This window comes from Caldicoprobacter guelmensis (genome assembly GCF_016908415.1).
In the GTDB taxonomy this organism is placed as follows: Bacteria; Bacillota; Clostridia; order Caldicoprobacterales; family Caldicoprobacteraceae; genus Caldicoprobacter; species Caldicoprobacter guelmensis.
This window is the reverse complement of sequence record NZ_JAFBDW010000003.1, coordinates 373288-394366: the sequence shown is the minus strand read 5'-3', so window position 1 is coordinate 394366 and position 21079 is coordinate 373288. Positions and strand designations below refer to the sequence as shown.

At 43.8% G+C, this 21079-nt stretch carries 14 protein-coding genes and 1 pseudogene; 11 read left to right on the top strand and 4 right to left on the bottom strand.

Translation table 11 applies throughout. From position 1 onward, the window contains the following. A pseudogene (locus JOD02_RS06145) lies at positions 1-233 on the top strand (transposase); the annotation flags it as partial. A 409-nt stretch (positions 234-642) separates the two neighbouring features. Beyond that, on the top strand, positions 643-2967 hold the full coding sequence (yicI, locus tag JOD02_RS06140) for an alpha-xylosidase (protein WP_204487907.1): 2325 nt from the start codon (positions 643-645) through the stop codon (positions 2965-2967). Between the two features lie 123 nt (positions 2968-3090). On the opposite strand, the gene JOD02_RS06135 is transcribed toward yicI, so the two are convergent. Then, a complete protein-coding gene (locus tag JOD02_RS06135) occupies positions 3091-4671 on the bottom strand; it encodes an FMN-binding glutamate synthase family protein (RefSeq protein ID WP_204487905.1) in 1581 nt (526 codons plus the stop codon). A 488-nt stretch (positions 4672-5159) separates the two neighbouring features. On the opposite strand from JOD02_RS06135, the gene JOD02_RS06130 reads away from it, so the two are divergent. From JOD02_RS06130 to JOD02_RS06115, 4 genes are all read left to right on the top strand, one after another. Then, positions 5160-6776 (top strand): GGDEF domain-containing response regulator, encoded by a 1617-nt coding sequence (locus tag JOD02_RS06130; protein ID WP_243426361.1) that lies wholly within the window; start codon positions 5160-5162, stop codon positions 6774-6776. 376 nt (positions 6777-7152) lie between these two features. Further along, positions 7153-8211 (top strand): carbamoyl phosphate synthase small subunit, encoded by a 1059-nt coding sequence (locus tag JOD02_RS06125; protein WP_204487967.1) that lies wholly within the window; start codon positions 7153-7155, stop codon positions 8209-8211. 19 nt (positions 8212-8230) lie between these two features. Beyond that, complete coding sequence (carB, locus tag JOD02_RS06120; protein WP_204487902.1) at positions 8231-11440, top strand: carbamoyl-phosphate synthase large subunit; 3210 nt, start codon at positions 8231-8233, stop codon at positions 11438-11440. Between the two features lie 216 nt (positions 11441-11656). Beyond that, positions 11657-12502 (top strand): NAD+ synthase, encoded by an 846-nt coding sequence (locus JOD02_RS06115; protein ID WP_341534543.1) that lies wholly within the window; start codon positions 11657-11659, stop codon positions 12500-12502. 13 nt (positions 12503-12515) lie between these two features. Here the strand turns inward: JOD02_RS06115 and JOD02_RS06110 are convergent, their stop codons facing one another. Further along, entirely contained in the window at positions 12516-13094 is a 579-nt protein-coding gene (locus tag JOD02_RS06110) for an ANTAR domain-containing response regulator (RefSeq protein WP_204487900.1), read from the bottom strand. Between the two features lie 279 nt (positions 13095-13373). On the opposite strand from JOD02_RS06110, the gene dapF reads away from it, so the two are divergent. The 4 genes from dapF (at position 13374) to JOD02_RS06090 (ending at position 18028) form a co-directional block, all read left to right on the top strand. Next, a complete protein-coding gene (gene dapF / locus JOD02_RS06105; RefSeq protein WP_204487963.1) occupies positions 13374-14255 on the top strand; it encodes a diaminopimelate epimerase in 882 nt (293 codons plus the stop codon). Between the two features lie 121 nt (positions 14256-14376). Next, on the top strand, positions 14377-15612 hold the full coding sequence (locus tag JOD02_RS06100) for an LL-diaminopimelate aminotransferase (protein WP_204487898.1): 1236 nt from the start codon (positions 14377-14379) through the stop codon (positions 15610-15612). Positions 15613-15788: 176 nt separating this feature from the next. Next, positions 15789-17123, top strand: a complete 1335-nt coding sequence (gene glnA / locus JOD02_RS06095; protein WP_204487897.1) for a type I glutamate--ammonia ligase — start codon at positions 15789-15791, stop codon at positions 17121-17123. Positions 17124-17140: 17 nt separating this feature from the next. Further along, positions 17141-18028: a LysR family transcriptional regulator gene (locus JOD02_RS06090; RefSeq protein WP_204487896.1), complete on the top strand. Its 888-nt coding sequence runs from the start codon at positions 17141-17143 to the stop codon at positions 18026-18028. Between the two features lie 125 nt (positions 18029-18153). On the opposite strand, the gene JOD02_RS06085 is transcribed toward JOD02_RS06090, so the two are convergent. After that, a complete protein-coding gene (locus JOD02_RS06085; protein WP_204487895.1) occupies positions 18154-19137 on the bottom strand; it encodes a hypothetical protein in 984 nt (327 codons plus the stop codon). A 12-nt stretch (positions 19138-19149) separates the two neighbouring features. Next, positions 19150-19572, bottom strand: coding sequence for a DUF6345 domain-containing protein (locus tag JOD02_RS11915; RefSeq protein WP_394355751.1), 423 nt, complete (start codon positions 19570-19572; stop codon positions 19150-19152). A 654-nt stretch (positions 19573-20226) separates the two neighbouring features. Between JOD02_RS11915 and JOD02_RS06080 the strand changes: the two genes are divergently transcribed. Continuing rightward, a complete protein-coding gene (locus tag JOD02_RS06080; RefSeq protein ID WP_204487894.1) occupies positions 20227-20733 on the top strand; it encodes a ferritin family protein in 507 nt (168 codons plus the stop codon). Positions 20734-21079: the final 346 nt, after the last annotated feature.

Here is a 21079-nt window from a genome sequence, read left to right as displayed (position 1 = left end):
GTCAAATAAAGACACAGTATAATTTTGACCATTGTTATGTGCATAGTGAAGTGGGTACAGAGGCTGTAGTTGGGTTTATGATAATAGCTTTTAACTTAAGCCAGTTATACTTTTTTAGGAACCTAAGGGGATTTAGGGAGAAGAGGTTATTGCAGATAGACATAATGGAAGAAATAAGAGATGAGATGTTGTTAATAAAGGATTGGGTTAATCCAATTTTTGGTGTTACGTAGTTAGTAATAAAACTGGAAATACAGCTTTGATTAGAATGGGGGAGGGGGGAAGTGTACCTATAAGACAGAGTTTATGGTCTTTTCAAATTCCAGAATTACAATAAAATGGAAAAACGTTGATTCCTTATTACAAAAAATTTATACTGGAAATTAGATGCGAAATTTCTGTGAGAAAGGGATGAATTGCAAGGAATACAAAAATGCAGTATAATACTCTCTATGACTATGCTTTTTATCATGTAGGGCAACCCTTTTTTCAGACTCATCAACATTATAAAACACCGCGTAGTCAGTTAGATATCTACAGTAGTTGTTGAAAAAATGGAAGAAAGGAGGGGATAAATCTTAGTAAGGTTGACAACCAGAATTTTGTGAATACACAAAGTGTCAAGGAAGAAGGGGTGATTGGATGAAGTTTACAAACGGTTACTGGCAGATGCGCGAAGGGCTTAAGGCTTTTTTCCCTGCAGAGGTGCATGACATAGAGATAAAGGGCAATTCCCTCATAGTGTATGCTCCGTGCAGGCATATAAGGCACAGGGGCGATACGCTGAATTGCCTGCTCTTTACGGTGGAGTTTAGCTCGCCCATGGAGGATGTCATCAGAGTAAAGATATGTCATCACAAGGGAAGGATTGAAAAACCCCCGTTTTTCAATATCAACGAAAAGAGCGATGTCAAGGTCGAGATTGTAAACGGTGATGAATACGCATCGCTGGCCTCTGGACAGCTTAAGGTGCGCATAAAAAAGCAGGGAGACTGGCGGGTTGAGTTCTTGGGGCGAGATGATGAGCTGGTCACCGAGAGCAGCTTCAGGAATATGGGCTATATAGTCATGGATAGCGGTGAGACGTATGTGCATGAGCAGCTGCTGCTTAAAGTTGGGGAGTGCGTGTATGGGCTGGGTGAGCGGTTTACCCCCTTTGTAAAGAACGGACAGACGGTGGATATGTGGAACGAGGACGGGGGTACCAGCAGCGAGATAGCCTACAAGAACGTTCCATTTTACATGACCAATCAGGGATATGGGGTGTTTGTCAACCATCCCGAGAAGGTATCATTTGAGATAGCATCCGAGAAGGTAAGCCGTGTGCAGTTCAGCGTGCCGGGAGAATACCTTGAGTACTTTATAATCTACGGCCCCGAACCCAAGAAGGTACTTGAGAAGTACACCGACCTTACCGGCAAGCCGGCCCTTCCGCCGGCCTGGTCGTTTGGTCTGTGGCTCACTACCTCCTTTACCACCAGCTATGATGAAAAGACGGTTAACAGCTTTATCGACGGCATGGCTGAAAGGGATATCCCCCTCCATGTATTCCACTTTGACTGTTTCTGGATGAAGGAGTTTCACTGGTGCAATTTTGAATGGGATGAGAGGGTATTCCCCGACCCTGAGGGCATGCTGAGGAGGCTAAAAGAAAAAGGGCTTAAGATATGTGTGTGGATCAATCCATATATCGCACAGCGTTCCAGGCTATTTGAGGAAGGAATGAAGTACGGCTATCTCCTTAAGAGGCCCAATGGCGATGTGTGGCAATGGGACATGTGGCAGGCCGGCATGGCTCTCGTTGACTTTACCAATCCCGAGGCTCGCGAGTGGTTTAAGTCTAAGCTGAGGCGCCTGCTTGATATGGGCGTGGATGCCTTCAAGACCGATTTTGGTGAAAGGATACCCACTGATGTGGTGTATTACGATGGGTCAGATCCGGTAAAGATGCACAACTATTATACCTACCTCTATAACAAGACGGTGTTTGAGGTGCTGGAAGAAAGGTATGGCAAAGGTGGAGCGTGTCTGTTTGCCAGGTCGGCTACGGCAGGCAGCCAACAGTTCCCGGTCCACTGGGGAGGTGACTGCACCGCAAGCTATGAGTCAATGGCCGAGACTTTGAGGGGAGGCCTATCCCTTGGAATGTCGGGCTTTGGTTTTTGGAGCCACGACATAAGCGGCTTTGAACACACCGCCACACCGGACCTGTATAAGAGATGGGCTGCTTTCGGCCTTCTGTCTTCCCACAGCCGCTTGCACGGTAGCAGCTCCTATAGGGTGCCATGGCTGTTTGATGAAGAGGCGGTGGATGTGGTCAGGCACTTTACGAAGCTGAAATGCAGGCTGATGCCTTATCTATACGCTGCGGCCTGCGAGGCCTCTCAAAAGGGCATTCCCGTACTGAGGAGCATGCTGCTGGAGTTTCCGGATGACCCTACCTGCAGCTATCTTGACTTACAGTATATGCTGGGCGAGTCCCTGCTGGTGGCTCCCATATTCAACGACAAGGGTATAGCCAAGTATTATCTCCCCGAAGGGCGGTGGACCCATTTATTGGATGGGCGTGTAGTAGATGGAGGGCGTTGGGTCAAGGAAAAGTATGATTATATGAGCTTGCCCCTGTGGGTAAGGCCCAATTCCATAGTAGCGATGGGTGCTGTTGATACAAGGCCGGATTACGATTATGCCCAGGATGTAACCTTCCATATATTCCAGCTAGATGATGGTAGCGTTGTGGAAGCAGAGGTTCCCAACATTTGCGGTCAGGTTGAGATGCGCGTGCGTGCTGAAAGAAAGGGCGATATCATCACCGTTACGGTAGATAATGCTACCAAGCAGTGGAACGTAATGCTGCGCAACATGACGCCGGTGGAGGTCATAAAAGGCGAAAAGGTTTCTCAGGATTACGTTGGAACTTATATAAGGGCTGAGGCTGGATTGAATGAAATATTGGTTCGGGTATAATCAGGGTTTTATTGCAAAAATTCACAATTTAACATCTTTAAATCCAGTTTCCATATGTCAATCTAAATAAAAACGGGTTACCCTTTCCAAAATGTAGGGATAACCCGTTTTTCAGCTTTTTGTTTAACCCAGTATCTTATCTACCTCTTCTGCATCTACGTCCATTATATACTTGATGCCGGTTATCTTAGCTGCTTCGGGTGTCAAAGCTGCTATATCATCTCGTGTGATGTATTTAACGTCAAACTTACGTGCTCCAGCCATTAATTGTTGTAAACCGCCCATAACCCTATCCATATACGTGTATACAGCTATTGCCGCGGGTGACATTTTGTTAAAGGCTTCTTCACCGTATTGTTCTTTGAGTTTAATTGCTCCATAGAATATCTGATCTACTGATTGACCATATTTCTTAAGGTCATCGGGAAGTTTGCCTTCCTGTATCATACGGCCTATAGTTTTGCCGACCATTGCAGCGGTCATAGGCGAGCGCCCCATGCCTACTAGTCTTACATAAGGTGCACCAAGAGCCAACCCCTTGAATATATGGTCTTCAAGCGTAAAACCACCAGCTATGGCTACTGCTGGTATATAAGCGCCTTTATCTGCCAAACGTTTTAGGTAATTGTAAAGTAATGCTTCAATGTATACAGTGGGGATACCCCATTCATTCATCATACGCCATGGGCTCATTCCTGTACCGCCACCTGCACCATCTACTGTCAACAGGTCAATTCGTGCATCTGAAGCGTATTTTACCGCTCTGGCTAGATCAGCAGGTCTATAAGCCCCGGTTTTTAGGAAAATATATTTAGCTCCAGCCTCGCGTAATTGATTAACTCTAGCGTGGAAACTCTCTTCGTCGACCATTCCCAATCTGGAATGCCGTTCAAATTCGGTAAAAGCTCCATTCTTAAAAGCCTTCTGTACTTCTGGATCTGTAGGATCAGGCAGTACTATATAACCACGCTCTTTCAGCTGTAGCGCACGTTCCAGGGATGAGAGCTTAACTTCACCTCCGATATCTTTGGCACCCTGCCCCCATTTTATTTCTACAGCTTCAACGCCTAGTTTTTCAATGGCGTATTCTAAAACTCCCAAATTGGTGTCTTCTACATTTGCCTGTACTGCGATGGTACCGTATCCGTTATAGTATTTTCTAAACGCGTTAACGCGTGCTTCCATATCTGGAGAATGCTTCACTTTGCCATTTACTATTTCAGCGTTGGGGTCCATGGCACAAACATTTTCGCCCACTGTCACAATTACACCGCACAACGCGGCTCCACCAGCATAGCCTTCCCAGTTTTCTTTAGCTACATTGGTAGACCCTTGAGCAGGAAATACTATTGGCATCTTCAGTTTAATCTTATTATCTCCAGCTCCTATTTCAGTTTCTAACTTGACTGCGGGGAAAATAGCCTTATCTGGGTCGGCTTCAATACCTACTGCTCCTACAGCGGTGCCCATGATATTGAAGTGAGAAAAGTCAATGGGATAATCTTTTTCTGCAGCAGCTGTAATTTTACCAAAGGGTTGTGGATACAGTACTTCTCTACCTCTTATGGAGGATAACCCAATCTCGCACAGACCGGTACATCCTTCTAAGCATACAGAACACATGCCACTGAAGGGTGAAAAATCGTTGGGAGTACGTAATCTGGTTTTCGTAGCCAAGCTACGTCCCGGTTTACTGAACGACATTTTATGACCCGCCTCCTTATTTGAATTAAAATTTAAAATTTTTGTTGGGGGATGGGGTGTACCTACGACAACACTTATATTTTAATATAGGAGTTTAGTTTATGCAAGATTAAAATTAAAATATGTCATTTTGAATTTTGCAGTTGTTTTGTAGTTTGTGGTTTGTTAGTAATTTTCCGATTTTTATTGTTGAATTGAAATCTGTGAAAGAAATATTGCAGGAAAATGAAGGAATGGTATGCACTATCTTTCTTCTTCAGTAATTGTGTATTAAGCAAGAAACAATTAGCTAACGTTAAATGGAATTAGCGGCTGAGAATGACAAATTTGTAAATGTTAATAATTGATTATGATAATTATGATATTTGCAAATAGGTGGGATGAGTAGAGTAAATATATTGTAATTTTCAACGGAGTATTATACAATAAAATTTGATAAAATGGGTTTAACTTATTATAAAATTCAGCAAAAAGGACGAAAGTGGCATATGAACGGAAAAAAGAAAATTCTTCTGGTGGAAGATAGCCGCTTGACAGCCGCTATGGTGGGTGATTTTTTAGTAAAAAATGGCTTTGAAGTGGAGGTTGTGCCTACAGGAGAGGAAGTGGTACAGCGGATAGGGAAGGGCATGATTCCCGACTTGATATTGATGGACATAGAACTAGCCGGGAAAATGGACGGCATTGAGACGGCGGATATAATATCAAAGCAGCAGGATGTGCCCGTCGTATTTCTCACTGCTAACACTTCAAAGGAAGTCATAGAGAAGATTAAGAAGGTTAAGGCCTATGGCTTTGTGCTCAAGGATACAGATCGGGTTGCTCTGCTTTCTACCATAGATATGGCCATGAGGCTGCACGAGGCAAGCGTGTATGCAGCTGTGTTTGAGCGGCTTTTTGAAACGTCTGTAAATGAGCTATACATATTTGACCCAGACTCATTCAAGCTTGTGGTAGTCAATGAAGCGGCCAGAAATAACTTGGGATACAGCCATCTTGAACTTGAAAGGATGACTATTTTTGATATAAATCCTCAGTTTAATGCTGAATTGTTAAAAGAGATAATTGAAGAATTGAAGTCTGGAAAACAGGAGCGTGTGGTGTTTAATACTCTTCACAGAAGAAAAGATGGTTCACTGTATTATGTTGAGTCGCATATGCAGCTCTTTGAGTACAGAAGAGCTAAATACTGCATGGTCTTTTCCATTGATGTTACCGAAAAAAAGAAAGTCGAGGACGAACTTGAGGAAAGCCAGAAACAGTACATTGAACTAGCACAGGAGGCTCCCATAGGTATATTGAAATGCGATGTTGATGGAAATATCGTTTATATAAACAAAAAAGCCCTGGAGATACTCGGGTCTCCCGGGGTGGAGGAAACGCAGTGCATAAACCTTTTAACATTTCCGCTGCTTGTCGAGGCGGGATTGTCACAGAAGTTGAAAGAGTGCATGCAAAACAATGTGTCTCGAACTCTTGAGAAATTTTATAGGTCAAAATGGGGAAAAGGCGCCTGGCTCAGGATTCACATTAAACCCCTTTTGAATAGAGAGGGAGTGGTCAAAGGCGCTCAAATCATAATGGACGATATAACCGAAAAGAAGGAGATGGAAAGGCAGCTTTACCAGATGTCCATCACTGATCCCCTGACTAGCGCATATAATTTTAGATATTTTAATAAAAAGCTTGAAGAGGAGATTTTACGGGCTCAGCGATATGGTGAGAGATTTTCGCTCATAATGTTTGACATAGATCGCTTTAAAAATTTTAATGATTCCTTTGGGCATCAGACCGGAAATTTGGTATTGAAAGCTGCGGTCGACATGATAAAGGAACGAATACGTAGGACTGATACCTTGGCGCGGTGGGGTGGTGAGGAGTTTATAATCCTCCTTCCCAACACAAAGCTGGAGGATGCGGTGAAATTGGCTGAAGAATTGCGCCAGAGATTGATGCAGCTGAAAATAGGAGAGGCTGATAGCGTGACAGCCAGCTTTGGCGTGGTTGAGTATCAGGAGGGCGATACACTGGATTCCATTGTGAAAAGGGTCGATGATATGATGTACAAGGCAAAAAATGAAGGGAGAAACTGTGTGAGGTATTGATGCCCTTCAAAATGCCTGTAAGCTTGTTGTTGAACCTTAGTCTTTATAGAGTACACAGAGTCTTGAAGGGCAAGTAGTCTTATGTTGTGTTATAGGTAACCTGAACTGTTTATTCACCATAATAAACAAATAAGGCCATGGTGAGAGGGTGTTATTCTTCTTGTCATGGCTTTTTTATATTTATTTGACACTGTTTGAAGATATATTGCTACCATACACTATTGTCAAACCTATAATCTGTAATTATCCCACATATTACAATTCGTAATTTTACTCTTGCATGTTTTATAGGTATAATATTGTGAAAATGTAATGAGACGCTATTATTTGCAAGTTTATTTAAACGATTTTTCATAAGCGGCTTATTGGAGGGCATATTATGGGATTTTTGATACTGGAGGACGGTACGGTATTCGAAGGGGTTATATTTGGATCGCAGGAAAAAGTCGTTGGAGAAGTGGTGTTTAACACTGGAATGACGGGATATCAGGAGATTTTAACTGACCCTTCATATCATGGTCAAATCGTTGTGATGACATTTCCTATGATAGGCAACTATGGCATCAATCAGCTGGATGTTGAATCTGATTACCCCAAAGTAAAGGGGCTAATTGTGAGAGAAGCATGCATGACACCAAATAATTGGATGAGCCAGGAGACGCTGGAGGAGTATTTGAGAAAAAATAACATAACTGCCATTGAGGGAATAGATACGAGGGCTTTAACCAGAAAGATAAGGGAAAAGGGTACTATGATAGGGCTCATTATGCCCTATTTTCCTGATAAAGAGGAAATAGATCAGTTGAAAGAGTATACCATCCGCAATCCGGTGGATAATGTGACTACCAAACAGGTATACACTATTCCTGGAGAAGGTCCTCATATAGCGGTGGTGGATTTTGGGGTAAAAAGGAATATCATAGAATCTTTAAGGCGAAGGGGATGTCGTATAACTGTATTCCCGGCAAAGAGCGATGCACATGAGATTTTGAGCGTTAATCCCGATGGTGTTCTGCTTAGCAATGGACCAGGGGACCCTAAAGATAATGTGGAAGCCATTGAGACCATCAAAATCCTTGTGGAGCGGAAACCGGTATTGGGGATATGTCTGGGCCATCAGCTCCTGGCGCTGGCAGCAGGGGCAGATACTCATAAGTTGAAGTACGGGCACAGGGGCTGCAATCACCCCGTAGTGGATTTGATTCGCGATCGCACTTATATCACGTCGCAGAATCACGGATATGCAGTCAAAGAGACTAGTGTAGACCCTCAAAAAATAGAGATTACGCATAAAAATTTGAACGACGGAACCGTCGAGGGGCTAAAGTATAAAGACAGGCCTGTGTTTGGCGTGCAGTTCCATCCTGAAGCCTGTCCTGGTCCCGGTGATACCGAATTTATCTTTGATGAATTTTTAGCTTTAATTAAACAATAGGCTTGAAAGGAAGATGTGCATGCCTAAGAGAAAAGATGTAAATGCAGTACTGGTGATAGGCTCAGGTCCGATAATAATCGGTCAGGCGGCCGAATTTGACTATGCCGGAACCCAAGCATGCCGGGCATTGAAAGAGGAAGGCGTCCGTGTTATTCTGGTCAACAGTAATCCCGCTACAATAATGACCGATAAATACATGGCCGACAGGGTTTATATAGAGCCTTTGAAAGTTGATGTCATAAAGGAGGTTATCAAAAAAGAACGGCCAGACAGCATCCTGCCTACCCTCGGAGGGCAGACGGGATTGAATCTGGCTATGGAGCTGGCAGAAAGCGGGTTTTTGGATGAATATAATGTTAAATTGCTTGGGACCCCTGCTGAATCGATTAGAAAAGCAGAAGACAGGGAAGCCTTCAAAAAAACAATGGAGGAGATAGGTGAGCCGGTAATCGAAAGCGCGGTGGCAAACGATGTGCAAACCGCGCTGAAATTTGCGCGACAAATAGGGTATCCGGTTGTGGTACGACCGGCTTATACACTTGGGGGTACTGGTGGGGGTATCGCCAATAATGAAGAGGAGCTTGCAAGGATTGCTGCTGACGGGATAAGGCTCAGCCGCGTCAATCAGGTGTTGATAGAGAAATCTGTGGCAGGATGGAAGGAAATAGAATATGAGGTCATGCGCGATGGCAAGGGCAACTGTATAACGGTTTGCAATATGGAGAACATCGACCCGGTAGGGATCCACACTGGAGACAGCATAGTTGTGGCGCCTTCGCTTACCCTTCGAGATAAGGAATATCAGATGCTTAGGGCAGCGGCAATAAGGATAATAGATGCGCTTAAAATCGAGGGGGGCTGCAATGTTCAGTTTGCTTTGGATCCCCATAGCATGAAATACTACGTGATAGAGGTCAATCCAAGGGTAAGCCGTTCCAGCGCGCTGGCATCCAAGGCCACAGGTTATCCCATTGCTAAGGTGGCGACAAAGATTGCCCTGGGATATACTCTAGATGAGATAAAAAACAGCGTTACAGGGAAAACCTTTGCATGCTTTGAACCCGCCTTGGACTATGTGGTTGTAAAGATACCCAGGTGGCCGTTTGATAAGTTTGTAAATGCCGATACCACTTTGGGGACCAAGATGAAAGCCACCGGAGAGGTCATGGCAATAGGTTCTAATTTTGAAATGGCCTTGATGAAAGCAGTGTATTCCCTGGAGCTGGGGTTTGATTCTCTGGAATTGCCACGCATGTCAAAATTGAGCGATGAAGAAATAGTTGCTATGGTCGAGCAAAAGACGCATGAACGCCTGTTTGTGATTGCCGAAGCTTTGCGCAGGGGAATGGATGTGGGGGCTATTCACCGTAAGACGGGTATAGATCCCTTCTTTTTATATAAGCTGCGGAACATAGTCAAAATGGAAGAGGAGCTTAAAAAGCTGACTTTAGAGCAGCTAGATAAACAAACCCTGGAGCGCTGCAAGCACATGGGCTTTTCTGATCAGGCCATTGCAAGGTTTGTAAAGGCAAAGCCGGAAGATGTAAGGGAAAAGAGGGAACAATACGGAATAATGCCGGTGTTTAAGGTGGTGGATACCTGTGCGGCAGAGTTTGAAGCGGTAAGCCCCTATTATTATTCCTCATATGGCTGTGAGGATGAAGTAAATCCGGGTGAAAAGAGAAAAGTTGTGATCATAGGGTCGGGTCCTATCAGGATTGGCCAGGGCATTGAGTTTGACTACTGTTCTGTACATTGCATATGGGCTCTCGAGAAGCTGGGTTATGAGGCTGTGATAATAAACAACAATCCGGAGACAGTAAGCACAGATTTCGATGTTTCAGACCGCCTCTATTTTGAGCCCCTCATGCCCGAATACGTCATAAACGTGCTTGATAAGGAAAAACCCGATGGCGTAATGGTGCAGTTTGGTGGTCAGAGCGCTATCAAGCTTGCAAAGCCGATCTATGAGGCTGGTTACAGGATTTTGGGTACTCAGCCGGAATACATCAACAAGGCAGAGGACCGCAAGGAGTTTGATGCCCTGCTTGAAGAACTTGGTATTCTAAGGCCGGCAGGTGGGACGGCATTTACTGCTGAAGAGGCGTTAGAAGTGGCCGAACGGCTGGGATATCCGGTACTCGTGAGACCCTCCTATGTTCTGGGCGGACAATGGATGGAGATTGCCTATAACAGAGATGATATAATTGAGTATATGGGGATAATCAACCGTACAAAGCAGGAGCATCCTGTGCTCATTGATAAATATATAATCGGCCGAGAGATTGAAGTGGATGCCGTATGCGATGGAGAGGACATACTAATTCCGGGCATAATGGAACATGTAGAGAGGGCCGGGATACATTCGGGAGACAGCATATCGGTTTATCCACCCGTCAACCTGTCCAAGGGAGTTATACAGCAGATCGTTGAGTATACCAAAAAGCTTGCCGTTGCCTTACAAGTAAAGGGACTTATAAACATACAATTCATTGAACACAGGGGACGGCTGTATGTCATAGAGGTAAACCCGCGTTCGAGCCGTACTGTACCATATATCAGTAAGGTTACCGGTGTGCCCATCATCGAGCTGGCAACCAGGGTGATTTTGGGTGAGAAGCTAAAAGACATGGGATATGGAACAGGGCTTTACCCTGAAAAGGGTATTGTGGCTGTCAAGGTGCCTGTGTTCTCCTTCGATAAGCTCCCCATGGTGGAGGTTAGCCTGGGTCCGGAGATGAAATCAACCGGTGAAGTGCTGGGTGTGGCCAGAAGCTTGCCGGAAGCCCTGTACAAAGGCTTTGTGGCTGCCGGGTATAATTTTCCGGAAAATGGTAATGTGCTAATTACGGTTGCGGATATTTACAAGGATGAGGCGGCAGATCTTGCAAGGGAATTTGAAGACCTGGGCTTTAAGATATTTGCCACTGAAGGCACGGCAAAGGCTTTGAGGGCAAAGGGCGTAAAAGCCGAGGTTTTGAGCAAGCTAAATCAGCCCGATTTTAATATCGGCGATGCCATAAAGAAGGGAATGCTGAATTTGATAATCAATACTCCTACCCGTGGAAGGATACCGCAGAGGGATGGTTTCAGGATAAGGCGGATGGCAGTAGAAAACTCGGTGCCGTGTATAACTTCCCTCGATACAGCGTGGGCTTTTATAAATTCTTTTAAATTAAGAGCAAAGCAGAAGGGCTGCCCGGATGTCATATGCCTGCATGATATTTGACGTTCTTTTGTTAAGCGAATGTGTGATACGATGTATAGCTTTGTTATTTGGTAAATGGGGTTAAGCAACCACAGTCTTCATAATGTAGGGAATACTGATAGTAATAACAGTTGTTGATGATATGCGAATAATGCTGGTGACAGCAATGATTGCTAATTAATGTAAACCCTACTGAAGGCCTTTGATTTACCGTTTTTACTTCAGCAGGGTGATGCAGTGTTTTTAGTTATGTTGATTTGTGATTCAATAATTATAGTGCTTAGGAAGGAAGGTGGAACCATGTATAAAGAAATATCCCACTATCTCATTGAATGGATACGGAATAAGGTTGCTGAGGCCAATGCCAGAGGCTGTGTGCTGGGTATAAGTGGAGGTGTGGATTCGGCAGTAGTGGCTGCGCTGTGTGCAAAGGCTTGTCCGGGAAAGGTGCTGGGGATTCATATGCCCTGCTACAGCTCGCCTCAAGATACCGACGATGCTAGGCTTGTGGCCAAAAGCTTGAACATCGACTATATAGAGGTTGAACTCAACGATGTTTTTGACTGCATGATGGGCGTCTTGAAAGATGCGCGGCAAACAAATAAAATGAGGGAGTTGGAACAGAGAGTTGTGCCTACTGCCCATTCAGAGAGATTGGCATCAAGTAATATAAAGCCCAGGTTGAGGATGATAACTCTGTATTATTTTGCTAACCTCTACAATTACCTTGTTGTGGGGACTGGCAACAGAAGTGAACTGGAAGTGGGTTATTTTACTAAATATGGCGATGGCGGCGTGGATATTCTGCCGCTGGGAGGCCTTGTAAAGACTCAGGTTTGGGAGTTGGCCAAATACTTGGGCATTCCTGAGAATATTATAAATAAACCTCCTAGTGCAGGTTTATGGTCGGGGCAGACCGATGAGGGTGAAATGGGGTTTACCTACAGGCAATTGGATGAGGTCATTCTGACCGGTACGGGAGATGAGAGAGTTGTCAAAGAGGTGAAAAGGCGAAAGGCAGCCAGCCGCCATAAGCTGAAGGCTCCCTGTATTCCCGACATGGATATTTACTGCCACCGGTAAATAGAGGCTGACTTTATTTATCCTCCAGCTGATGGGATAATATGATGGCTTTTGCCAGCTCGCGTAGGGGTGTACCGGTATCCATGCTCCGCTTTTGCATCAGCCTGTAAGCCTGGCTTTCGGTGAGCCCGTATTTTTCCATGATAATGCCTTTGGCTTTTTCAATCAGCTTTCGGTCTTCCAGCTGGGCCTTAAGCTTTTTTATTTCTTCTTTAAGGCTCATTATTTTGCGATAGCTCAGCAGCGAAAGCTGGATGGTCTGCATAAGCCCCGATTTTGTGAGAGGGCGTTGGAGAAATATAACCCCACTGTTTGAATTGTTCCACAGGTCTCCTGTATTTGAACCGGTTATTACGATGACAGGAGCGATGTTTTCCTGTTCTGCAATTTCTGCCAGCTGTATTCCATTGATGCCAGGCAGGTCGGCATCTGTGATGATGAGGTCAGGCTGAAGGGTTTTTATACGCCGTAGTGCTGATGCACCGTCGGTTGATTCGTCTATAACGGTGAAGCCTTGCTGGGTTAAGAATACTTTGATTTTCTTCATCTCTTCTATTCTGCTTAGAGCAAGGCATATTCTAATTCCATTCATACCGCTCTTTCCCTCGCGAGATTTATTTCCCTGTTTATTATATAGTTGTCGCGTTTGTTTTGCAATGAGTAGACATGTATTTTGCAATATAAATTTGAACGGATAGGCATTAAAAATATTTATTTCGGTTTTAATAAATACTAATTACACAGAAAGCGCAAGATTGAGTTATAAATATTGCAGGTATACGGCATTAATTGTTATGCTTTAAAATAGGGGCAAATGCATTATGTAAGGATTTCTAAATACAAATTTAGCATGGAAAGAGGGGTATAGATGATCAGGTTTACCAAAATGCATGGTCTAGGGAACGATTATGTTTATATAGACTGTGTAAGGCAGGATTGTAAGGCTTTTATGGATAACCTGCCACAAATAGCCCGGCTCATAAGCGACAGGCACTTTGGAGTGGGAGCTGATGGACTGGTGCTCATACTGCCGTCGGAAGTGGCCGATTTTAAAATGAGGATGTTCAATTCTGATGGTTCTGAAGCTGAAATGTGCGGCAATGCCATAAGGTGTGTTGGCAAGTATGTGTATGACAGCGGACTGACGCGAAAAACTGCTGTAAGCATAGAAACCCTGGCTGGCGTTAAACTGCTTGATATGAAGGTGAAAGATGGAAAGGTACAGATGGTAAAGGTTGATATGGGGCAACCTATACTTGAACCGAAAAGGATACCAGTGCAAAGCGATAAGGAGGCTTTTATTAATGAGCCGATAGATGTGGAAGGACAGACTTTTAAGATAACATGCGTTTCCATGGGCAATCCCCACGCCGTGATTTACGTCAATAACCTTGCCGGCCTTCAGCTAGAAAAGGTGGGGCCAAAGATTGAAAATCATCCCTTGTTTCCTAACAGGGTAAACGTCGAATTCGTACAGGTCATCGATAGGCAAACCCTTAAAGTGAGGGTGTGGGAACGCGGTGCGGGTGAAACCATGGCATGTGGGACGGGTGCTTGTGCGGTGCTGGTGGCGTCTGTGCTCAATGGGTTAAGCCAGAGGAATGCTACCGTTAAGCTGCTGGGCGGAGATTTAATAATAGAATGGAACGAGGACGATGGCCATGTGTATATGACGGGACCTGCAGTAAAGGTATTTGACGGGGAAATAGATTTGGAGATGCTTTCAGCAACGGCTTATAAACAGCTATTATAAACTGGTGGGTGTTACTCAAATACTGTTTTTCGGAATAGCGTTGGATAGACCTTGACAGTCTTTTCGGCATCAAAGTAAAATTGACCAGGTAATGATCAATACAAGATGGGAGAGGTGTGCGATGGCGGTCAGGATCAATGAAAACTACCTTAAACTGCGTGGGAACTATCTCTTTGCAGAAATAGGGCGAAGGGTGGCTGCTTTCAAACAGCGAAATCCCCATGCCCGGGTTATAAGCCTGGGTATTGGGGATGTCACCAGGCCACTGCCTCGGGCCGTAATCGAGAGCCTTCACCAGGCGGTGGACGAGATGGGGCGCGTTGAGACTTTCAAGGGCTATGGGCCGGAACAGGGGTATGACTTTCTGATAAAGAAGATTATTGAGTATGACTATCGCTCCCGTGGTGTAGACCTGGAAGAGGACGAGGTGTTTATCAGCGATGGTGCAAAGTGCGATACCGGCAATATTCAAGAAATATTTGGAGTTGACAACATAGTAGCCGTTACTGATCCAGTCTATCCGGTGTATGTGGATACCAATGTGATGGCGGGGCGGGCCGGTAATCTGGATGAGTCAGGCAAATACGACAGGATAGTTTATTTGCCCTGCAATGCCGAAAATAACTTTATACCTGAATTGCCAAAGCAGCGCGTTGATATTATATACCTCTGCTACCCCAATAATCCCACGGGGATGACGCTTCCAAAGTCGGAGCTGAAAAAGTGGGTGGATTATGCGAGGGAGAATAAATCGGTAATACTGTATGACGCTGCGTATGAGGCATATATAAGGGAAGAGGATGTGCCCCACAGCATATATGAGATAGAAGGGGCCAAAGAGGTGGCTATAGAGTTCAGGAGTTTTTCAAAAACAGCCGGTTTTACCGGTACGAGATGTGCTTATACCGTGGTTCCCAAGAAGGTTATGGGGTATACACAAAAAGGAGAGGCTGTACCGCTTAATAAGCTATGGAACAGGAGGCAGACCACCAAGTTTAACGGTGTGTCCTACATAGTTCAGCGCGGTGCGGCGGCTATTTATACCGAAGAAGGACAGAAGCAGGTGAGAGAGCTCATAGATTATTATATGGCCAATGCAGCCATAATTCGTCAAGGGCTTTTGGAAATGGGATTTCAGGTGTTTGGCGGCATAAACGCCCCGTATATATGGCTCAAAATTCCTGAAGGAATGGATTCCTGGACCTTTTTTGATAAGCTGCTGAATGAGGCTCACGTTGTGGGAACGCCTGGAGTGGGGTTCGGTCCCAGCGGCGAAGGCTATTTCAGGTTGACCGCTTTTGGGAGCAGGGAGGATACCAAGGAGGCTATAGAGCGCATAAAGGCCATGAAGCTATGAAAATTTTTGTTGACATCTTTGATGTTTTGTATTATCATAAACAATAGATAAGTTGAATTGCGCGATGGAGCGCAGCGTTGGCATGTCTATAAAGGCGTACTCAACGGCGAGTACAAACGTCAGTTGAGTACGTCTTTTTGTTTTGCTAAAATTTAACTTTAAAGGGGAGTGTTTGTATGGGAAGATACAGCAAAGAGGACGTTTTAAGGTTGGTCAAAGAACTGGATGTAAAATTCATACGCCTGCAATTTACCGACATTTTTGGGACCTTGAAGAATGTGGCAATCACATCTGAACAGCTTGAAAAAGCGCTAGACAACAAGTGCATGTTTGACGGCTCATCCATTGAAGGGTTTGTGAGGATTGAAGAGTCGGATATGTATCTGGCGCCTGATCCAAACAGCTTTGCGGTATTTCCATGGCGTCCACAGCCCGGTAGAGTAGCAAGGCTCATATGCGACGTGCTCAATCCCGATGGTACACCCTTTGATGGAGATCCCAGGTATGTGCTTAAAAGGGCTCTAAAGAAGGCGGCTGAAATGGGGTATGATAGCTTCAATGTTGGGCCCGAGTGTGAGTTTTTCCTGTTTTTAACTGATAGCGAGGGTAAGCCTACCGTTAAGACTCATGATAACGCCGGCTATTTCGACCTTGGTCCTGTGGACCTGGGTGAGGATGCGCGAAGAAATATATGCCTTGCCCTTGAGGAAATGGGTTTTGAGATAGAGGCCTCACACCACGAGGTGGCGCCCGGGCAGCATGAGATTGATTTCAAGTATCAGGATGCCCTTACGACTGCGGATAATGTGATGACTTTTAAGATGGTTGTCAAGACCTTGGCTCAGAGAAATGGCCTCCACGCTACGTTTATGCCCAAACCCATATTCGGGATAAACGGGTCGGGTATGCACACCAACGTATCGCTGTATAAAGATGGCAAAAATGCCTTTTATGATGAGAATGACCCGCTTAAGCTGAGCCAGGAGGCTTACTGGTTTATAGGCGGTATCATCAAGCATATAAAGGCGATTACCGCTATAACTAATCCATTGGTAAACTCATATAAGCGTTTGGTACCGGATTATGAGGCGCCTGTGTATATTGCATGGTCTGCTAGAAACAGAAGCCCGCTCATCAGAATACCAGCGGCCAAGGGCGAAGCCACACGCCTTGAGCTCAGATCTCCCGATCCGTCATGCAATCCATACTTAGCATTTGCTGTCATCCTGGCTGCAGGACTTGATGGGATAAAGAACAAGATTCAGCCACCGCCACCTACCGATAAGAACATATTCAGGATGACGCGTGAAGAAAGGATAAGAGAAGGCATAGAATCGCTGCCAGCCAGCCTGGAAGAGGCCATCAATGAGATGGAGAAAAGTGAGCTGGTGAGGGAGACTCTTGGAGAACACATTTTCACCAAATACATTGAAGCAAAGCGCAAAGAATGGGAAGACTATAGGACGAAGATCACTCCATGGGAGATTGAGCATTATTTGACCAAGTATTAATTTAAGGTGGTCTTGTCATGGATGTAAATCTTGAGCTGTACAGGATTTTTTATCACGTTGTAAAAGCGGGTAGCATATCCAAGGCCTCCCAAGAACTGTTTATATCTCAGCCTGCCGTAAGCCAGGCCATCAAGAAGCTAGAGGCCAGGCTGGGGGGCCAGCTCTTTACCCGTGCCCCCAAGGGGATTGCCTTGACGCCCGAAGGCGAGGTGCTGTTCAAGTACATCGAACAGGGGTACAACATGATCATGCTAGCTGAAAGCAAGTTCATGGAGGCTATAAATCTGGATATCGGCAGCATACGCATTGGTGCAAGCGATATGACGCTAAAGTATTTCCTACTACCCTACCTGGAAGAGTTCCACAAGCTGTATCCCAAGGTGAAGATAATGGTCACCAACAGGCCTTCGCCAGAGACGGTAGAGTTTTTAAAGAAGGGGGCTATCGATTTCGGCGTGGTGAGCCTTCCGCTGCCCGACGATGATTCGCTGGAGATTTTCAAGGCGACGGAGATACAGGACTGCTTTGTGGCAAATGAGCGCTTTGGTCATCTTGCCGGGCGGGAAGTGTCCATCAAGGAGCTTGCGGAGTATCCTATCATCATGCTGGAGAGGAACACCAGCAGTAGGCGGTATATAGACGAATACCTTTCGCAGCACTCAGTGAATCTGGTGCCGGAGTTTGAGCTTGCCACCAGCGATTTGATAGTTGAGTTTGCCTGCAGGGGTCTGGGTATATCTTGCGTAGTAAGGAATTTTGCAGAGGAATATATAAAAAAAGGTACGCTGTTTGAGATTAACTTGAAGGAAAAGATCCCCCCAAGGCATTTTGGAATAATAAAGCTGCGCAATGTGCCGCTCACTGCTGCCGCCAAAAAGTTTATGGAACTTATACAGGATAAATGATCGAAAAAGGCTATACTACAAAAAGGCTGTACCATATGGTTGCTTAAAGGTACAGCCTGTATTTTTGTTTTGGAGTATAAATATTTTTGTGTAAGGGAGCTTTTGGCTCCTTTTTTCTGGCATTATCATTGTTTCGTTGTTTCCGGTGTCGTTACCTGTGGAACAGGTTTTTCAAGTATATATTTCTCCGAAATGGCTCTGGTAAAAGCCGCAAAAGGTATTCCTTTGCTGTTGGTCCCTATAACCATAAAATAAGGTATAACATATTCTTGCTGATATCCAATTGGATCCAACCTGTACATAAGTCTTACTTCTTTTATCTTACCAGAATCATTAGGCAACGCATCATATATTGTGGCTTTTCCTTGCTTTATATCCTCCAAGGCTTTGGAAAACTCCTTAATAGGATATTCACGAAATGGTTCTACATCCCGCCAAACCGATGCAGCACCGATTATTTTCCCATTTTCTCCAAAGTACACCGATATTTTCGGACCCACTCCGCCCCATGGAATGTCATCTGTTTTCCGTCCAAACCTCACCTCAATCATAAATGGGAGTTTTTTCTCAACGCCATTTTCTACAATGGTCACTGTATTCTCTTTATTGACATCTCTAAATTCTGCTTCCTCTTTCATTAAGCCAGAAGAAGTAAGAAATTCCAAGGCTAACTTTTTGTACTCTTCATCTGAAAGCACCGTTTTTAGCGGTGAAACGGCTGTTTCGAATTCTTTAGTAGTAAAATTGATAGATCCAGTTTCTTTATCAACAGAGAATATTGAACCATTTGTTGACATCACACGAAAATCAACTTCTGTTTCTTCAACACTACCAACTACCCCAAGCTTTGCAGCTTGTTCTCGAATCATCTCCTTTGTCAATGCAGGCTTAATAACCTTATAAACCATCATTTTCTCCGGAAACTGAGGCTCGGGAATGTCTAAGGTTAAACTCAAAAAATTTCCTCCAGAACCGGAATTAGGCATTGGACGCTGAACGATTAATGGTAAATTCTCTTGATTCCTGGCATTACTTAATATTGTAAAAATTCCAGCCCCAGCAATAACAATAAAAATAAGGATAGCGACTATTTTGTAACCTCTTTGCATATCATTCACCTCCTATTCCCAATTTAGTTTATAATCCCAATAGGCAAAATCCTCAAATGTACCTTTTAAAAAATTGCAGGTAAATGTTAACATCCATTCAGCATCTTTATATCCAGCATCCAAATCAGTAATGTCGGTATACCAATCATCTTTTTGAGTGCTGAAAACAAAATTATTGCCGAGACCATGACCACAAAAAGCTACCAAGTCAACGTTGTCACAATATGTTTCAGCAAGACCACCTAATCTTGATGCTTTCCAATCCTTCTCCCAAGCCGAACTATTCCCGTATGAAAAACGCCAAAACCAACTTGTATTTGGATCATTAACTATATCAATTAATCCATTTACAGCATCATCAGAAATTTGTAAATCACCATATGGTGCAGCAGGACTTCCAGTACCAGCATAATAATTAACATATTCAACTCCTATTTCTTTATAAGTGTTTCTAAAAAATAAAGCCCTGCTTAAGAAAAAGCAAGGCTTTTATCCATCAATTACTGTATATTATACTGGAATACTATATTACATTTTTGCAACGTGACTTTTAACTTCGGCTCCAGATTTATTTCTGAAGCTTCCCTACATTCTTATAATGCCAAAAATTTCATCAATAGTCAATAGGTCTATTATAGATTCACCCGAAGAGGTGTAAAGATATTTACCGCAGCAAATGTGCGTTGGAAAATATTAAAATGAAACTTCCAAAAGAAATATCTAAAATTTCCATGCCTTTACCAAGTGTCTTCTTCTACGAGCGTAAGCGTATTGCAAGATTATCGATGCTACAAGGAAATATTGATGCTGTACATTGTTATCTCAATACCATATTTAACATAAAAACGATAAAAGGGCAGAATCTTTGTTTTTAAAATGAGATATGGGGGTATAAATCTTTTAGAACGATTTAGAATTTTAAACGGTGTGCGGCTTGGCCGCTTTCATTCCATTTTTTCGTATTTTAGTATGAAATGGGTTTTAAATAAACGATTTGTAGAGATAGGTAACGTGCAAGAAAGCCATTTTGCTGCAATTCGATATTGGCACTGTAAACAATCGATTTTTAAAACGGGTAGGAGGAGCTGTATGGAAAAGATTAAGAAGATATTGAAATTTGCCATGAGAATGGAGAAAAACGCCAGGGATTTTTATGAATTTTATGCTGATAAGGATGTTTCAGCGGAGACAAAGCGCATCTTTGAGGAATTGATTGAAATTGAAAAGCAGCACTTTGACGCTTTAAAAAAGGAATATGATAAGGCGGGCTTTAAAGAGGCTCCTTTAGATATCTCATGGGTGGTGGATGAGAATTTTAAAGCCAGAGACCCTCATATATTGGCAGATAATTCAGATATGCTCAAAGAGGCGGATGCAGGGGTGTCGGATGTGTCGGTGATGCGCATGGCTTATTTGATAGAAACCGACTTCTGGTACTTCTATGACAAGGCAGCTAAGGCGGTGGACGAGCCTGAGGTCAAAAAGCTGCTCACCGACTTGGCTGAATGGGAAAAGCAGCACAGCGATATGTTTTACAAAAAATACCTTGAGCTGCTGGATAAAAATTTGAGAGATATAAAGATTATCTTGGAGTGATTGGCATTTTACGTCAGAGTAAAGCTGCTATAATATCGCTTGTTCTGGCTTTTTAACGAGTTCATGAGACTGTCAAATGGGTTCGTGTTAATTAAATGCAACACAGTTTATATTTCTTCTAGAACGAGATTTTACCTTAGTCAATGAGTTTGCCGGATTGTTGCAGGGTGAAATAGAGATAGAAAGTCCCCACCTTAAACAGGGTGGGGATTGTTTTTATTGTGATAGTTTGATGATTGCTAGTTTAAGTTAGCAGTTTATCAGTTGGAGTTTGAAGAAGCGTCAAATTAAGCGATTTTTCTTTGCTTGATTGTGTAATTTGTACCTACAAGATGATGTTCCTGTC